Origin of the sequence: Calidithermus terrae, assembly GCF_003574345.1 — a bacterium.
Classification (GTDB): domain Bacteria; phylum Deinococcota; class Deinococci; order Deinococcales; family Thermaceae; genus Calidithermus; species Calidithermus chliarophilus.
In genome coordinates, this window is record NZ_QXDL01000331.1 from 1 (window position 1) to 2,850 (window position 2,850).

Below are 2,850 nucleotides of genomic sequence, written 5' to 3' on the forward strand. Positions count from 1 at the left end.
CCGAGGAGGTGGGGGCCGTAGAGGGCGGCGTCGGCGTAGTAGAGCCAGACCTCGAGCTGGGGGTAGGCGCGCAGGATGCCCTGGACCTCGGCGAGGAAGGTCTGGACCTGGGCGTCATCGACGGAGCCGGAGGTATCGACGGCGAGGTAGACCCGCAGCTTCTGGCCCTGCAGGGCCTCGAGGTAGAGGCCGCGGCCCAGGAAGCGGCGGTCGAAGCCCTCGAAGTCGGTGGGGGTGGCGGTGAGGAAGCGCCACAGCAGGGCGCGCCAGTCGAGGCGGGGCGGGCTGGCGGCGCCGAGCAGGCGCTCGAGCCCGGCCGGGGTGTCGCCCTTGTGCACGCCGCGGGCCAGGGTGGCGGCCTGCTGGTTGGCGCGGGCCCAGTGGGCCTCGAGCTCGCTCTTCCTCGCCTCGCTCAGCGAGTCCTCGCCCAAGCCCTTAGCGCGCGGGCCCCTGCGGTCGCCGGGGTCGCCGTAGCCCTCCCGCTCCTCGCCCTCGGCGTCGGCGGGGGCGGCCTCGAGCAGGTCCAGGCCGGGCAGCTCGTAGGGGTGGCCGTGCTTGAGCAGCAGGGCGTAGACCTCCTCCACGCTGTAGCGCTCGAGGGCCGGGTCGAAGAGCGCGCCCTGGGGCAGCTCGAAGCCGTGGTCGCGCAGGATGCCGTTGACCACGATGTCGGCGGCGATGTTCCACAGGCGGGGGTCGCGGCGCGAGCGCCGGGCGACGTGGAGGTGGGCGGCGTGGAGCACCTCGTGCAGCAGCACCCCCTCGAGCTCGCGCTCGGGGAGCTGGCCCATGAAGGCGGGGTTGTAGAACACGTCACGCCCGTCGGTGGCGGCGGTGGCGACCTCGCGGGAGGGGCGGAAGCGGGCGAAGAGGGCCAGGGTGGCGAAGAAGGGCGAGCGGCTGCGGATGCGCAGCAGCGCGGCCGAGAAGCGGCGCTCGAGGGCCTCGGAGGACGCGGGCTCCTTCACGGCTGGGCCTCCCGCTCGCGCAGGGCCTCCTGGGCCGCCGCCCGCACCGCGCGGTTGCCGTCGAAGGCCGCCAGGTGGCGCAGCACCTCGAGCGGCGCGGCGGGGTTGCGGGCCAGGGCGTAGCGCACCAGCCACTCCCCCGCGGCCCAGTGGCGCACCTTGCGCAGCTCGGCGGGCGGGGTCTCGGGGTGCGCCAGGGCCACCGCGCGGTTGAGCGCGTAGCGCGAGCGGCAGCCCTCGCGCAGCAGGCGCTCCCGGCTGGAGCGGCGCAGGCCCTCGCCCGCGCCGGGGTTGCGCCAGGCGCTGCGGCGCACCAGCTCGTCGGGGTCGGCGAGCAGGGCCTCGAGCGCCCCCTCCCCCACGCCCGGGTGGCGGGCCACGGCCTCGCGCACGTCGCGGTCGGCGTCGGCGGCCAGGGCGGCGAGGAGGTCGGGCGGGGTGGCCGGGTTGCGGGCGGCGGCCTGCCGCACCCGCCAGTCGGAGTCGGGGACCAAGCGCTCGAGCACCGCGCGGGGCACCGAAGGGTTGGCCGCGGCCAGGCGGCGGCAGTGGGCCGAGCCGCGGGCGAGCTGCTCGAGCAGGTCGGGCCCCAGCGGCTCCAGCGCCTCCACCTGCCGCACCTGCTCGAGGGTGGCGGGGGTGAGCGCGGGGTTGGCCCGCACCGCCGCCCGCAGGCCCTCGTCCTCGTCGAGCAGCAGCCACAGCAGCGCCCCTTCGGGCAGGTTGGGGTTCTGCGCGGCCTTGCGGCGCACCTCGAGGTGCTCGTCCTGGGCCAGGCCCAGCAGGACGGCGGGCGGGGTCGAAGGGTGCAGGGCGACCCCCTGGCGCACGTCGGCGTCGCTGTCCTGGGCCAGCCAGGTGAGGAGGTCAGGGGGCAGGGCGGGGTTGTGGGTGAGGGCCTGGCGCACCCGCCAGTTCTCGTCGGCGAGGAGCTCGAGCAAGGTGGCGCGGGGCGTGTCGGGGTGGCGGGCGGCGAGCTGGCGCGGCCACTCCTCGCCCCGGCCCAGGTGGGCCAGCACGGCCGCGTCCACCGGGGAGCCCCCGGCGCGGATGCGGCGGTAGAGCTCCAGCGCCGAAGCCCCGGCCCCGGGGAAGGGGGCGAACAACGCCCGCACCGCCGGCAGCGGCAGCGCGGGGTTCTCCCCGGCGGCCTGGCGCACGTCGCGGTCGGGGTCCTCGAAGAGCCGGTGCAGCACCTCGGGCGGGGCGGAGGGGTTTTGGGCCACGGCCTGCCGCACCATCCAGTGGGTGTCGGCGGCGAGCGCCTCGAGCAGCGCGGGCTCGAGTCCCCGCCGCCGGGCCACCCGGATGCGCACCTCGGGGTTCTCGTCCTGGGCCAGCGCGCGCAGGGCCTCCAGCGGGGTGGCGGGGTGCTGGGCCACCGCCTGGCGCACGTCGTGGTCGGGGTCGCCGCCCAGCAGGGCCAGCACCTGAGGGGGCGTGCCGGGGTTGTGGGCCACGGCCTGGCGGGTCTGCCACTCCGCGTCCTTGGCGCAGCTCTCCAGCACGGCCTCGGGCAGGGCGGGGTGGGCGGCGGCCCAGCGGCGGGCCCAGGGCTTCTCCAGCGCGAGGTGGGCCAGCAGCTCGGGGCTCAAGGCGGGGTCGGCCGAGCGCAGGCGCTCGAGCCAGCCCAGCGTCTCGCCCGGCGCGGCCGGGTTCGCCAGGGCCGCCTGCCGCACCTCCTCGTCGGGGTCGGCCAGCAGGCGCTCGAGCACGGCCGGGGGCGTGCGCAGGTTGGCGGCCACGGCCTTGCGCACGTCGCGGTCGGGGTCCTCGCCCAGCCGGCGCAGCAGGCGCCGGTCCAGGCGGGGGTTGGCCGCCACCGCCTGCCGGATGCGCCAGTCCTCGTCGAAGGCGAAGGGGCGCAGGGCGCGGGCGGGGA

At 77.6% G+C, this 2,850-nt stretch carries 2 protein-coding genes; both read right to left on the reverse strand.

What is annotated here, in order from left to right; translation table 11 throughout:
• Positions 1-968: vWA domain-containing protein (locus Mterra_RS20225; protein ID WP_119316737.1), on the reverse strand; the 968-nt coding region annotated here is incomplete at its 3' end.
• Positions 965-2,850 (reverse strand): variant leucine-rich repeat-containing protein (locus Mterra_RS20230; RefSeq protein WP_119316738.1); only part of this gene is annotated, 1,886 nt, incomplete at its 5' end. The genes Mterra_RS20225 and Mterra_RS20230, both read right to left, overlap by 4 nt.